General features: G+C 72.2%; 2 protein-coding genes and 1 pseudogene. 1 reads left to right on the forward strand and 2 read right to left on the reverse strand.

Annotation, left to right across the window (positions count from 1 at the left end; translation table 11 throughout):
• A pseudogene (locus tag ONA70_RS36305) lies at nucleotides 1-249 on the reverse strand (metallophosphoesterase); the annotation flags it as partial.
• A gap of 25 nt (nucleotides 250-274) precedes the next feature.
• Between ONA70_RS36305 and ONA70_RS36310 the strand changes: the two are divergent.
• Nucleotides 275-730 (forward strand): GatB/YqeY domain-containing protein, encoded by a 456-nt coding sequence (locus ONA70_RS36310; RefSeq protein ID WP_265010993.1) that lies wholly within the window; start codon nucleotides 275-277, stop codon nucleotides 728-730.
• A gap of 54 nt (nucleotides 731-784) precedes the next feature.
• On the opposite strand, the gene ONA70_RS36315 is transcribed toward ONA70_RS36310, so the two are convergent.
• On the reverse strand, nucleotides 785-1333 hold a 549-nt coding region (locus tag ONA70_RS36315), incomplete at its 5' end, for a PASTA domain-containing protein (protein ID WP_265010994.1).

Consider the following 1333-nt stretch of genomic DNA (forward strand, 5'->3'; position numbering starts at 1 on the left):
GACCACCACCAGGTCGGGGTCGAGCGCGGCCAGCGAGGCCACCCAGTCCTGCTTGCGGCGCTGGTTCGGCGTCATGTGCAGGTCCGACAGGTGCAGCACGCGCAGCGGCTCGGCATCCGTGGGAAGTACCGGCACGTCGTACCGGCGCAGGGTGAACATGTTGCGCTCGACGAGCGACGCGTACGCCAGGGTGGCCGCACCGGCGGTGACGGTTCCGGCGGCGAGCCGGAATAGTGTGCGCTTTCGCATGGCGTTCAGGGTAGTTTGACCGTCCATGAGCACGCTGAAGGACCGTCTCACCGCCGACATGCGCGCCGCTCTCAAGGCGCGCGACGAGCTGACCACCTCCACCCTGCGGATGGCCCTCGCGGCCGTCGGCAACGCCGAGGTCGCCGGCAAGGAAAAGCGCGAGCTCAGCGACGACGAGGTGCTCGCGGTGCTGACCAAGGAGGCCAAGAAGCGGCGCGAGGCCGCGACCGCCTTCGCCGACGCGGGCCGCGCCGAGCAGGCCGGCAAGGAGACCGCCGAGGGCGAGGTGCTGGAGCGCTACCTGCCGAAGCAGCTCTCCGACCCCGAGCTGACCGAACTGGTCGCGGGGGCGCTGGCCGCCGGCGGCTTCACCGGCAAGGCACAGATGGGCCCGGCCATGAAGGCGGCTCAGGCCGCGGTGGCCGGCCGGGCCGAGGGCGGTCGGGTCGCCGCCGAGGTACGCCGGCAGCTCGGCCTCTGACGACGAAGCGGGCGGGCACCCACCTGGGGTGCCCGCCCGCAGTCGGGTCGGAGGTCAGCGGCGTGGTGGCCGTCCGTTGCCGTTGCCGTTGTCCGTCGGGGGTGGGGTGCCGTTGCCGTTGCCCGGCTGGCCGCCACCGCCGGCGCTGACCTCGATGGTCACCACGCCGCCCTTGATGGTGCGCCCGTCCGGGCTGGTGCCGGCGGCGGTGCCCGCCGGGCAGTTCGACGGGGTCGGGCTGGTCGCGACCACCGGCTCGAAGCCCGCGCCGCGCAGCCGCGACTTGGCGGTGTCGATCGACTGGCACTTCACGTCCGGGATGGAGCGCTGGTCACCCTCCAGGATCTTTCCGCTCGGCGGGGTGAAGTCGATCCGCTCCTTGCCCTTCATGGCGTCGCGGAGCGTCTCGTAGACCGCCGGGTTGATGCCCCAGGGCACCTCGTTGTGCTTCATCCGCTGCGTGGTCTGCGGCCAGTCCGGGTCGGCCTCGATGCCGGCCACCGCGTACTGCTTGGTCATGGCGACCAGGGCCGAGGTCTTGTCCCCGTCGGTGGTACCGGACTTGCCGGCCACCGGAGCCTTGACGATCCCGCGCACGTTGCC

It is taken from the genome of Micromonospora yasonensis (assembly GCF_026013475.1).
Classification (GTDB): Bacteria; Actinomycetota; Actinomycetes; order Mycobacteriales; family Micromonosporaceae; genus Micromonospora; species Micromonospora yasonensis.

Bases quoted from the DNA above. Each gene is read 5' to 3' on its own strand.
- ONA70_RS36310 (WP_265010993.1), top strand. From the start codon at position 275: ATGAGCACGCTGAAGGACCGTCTCACCGCCGACATGCGCGCCGCTCTC.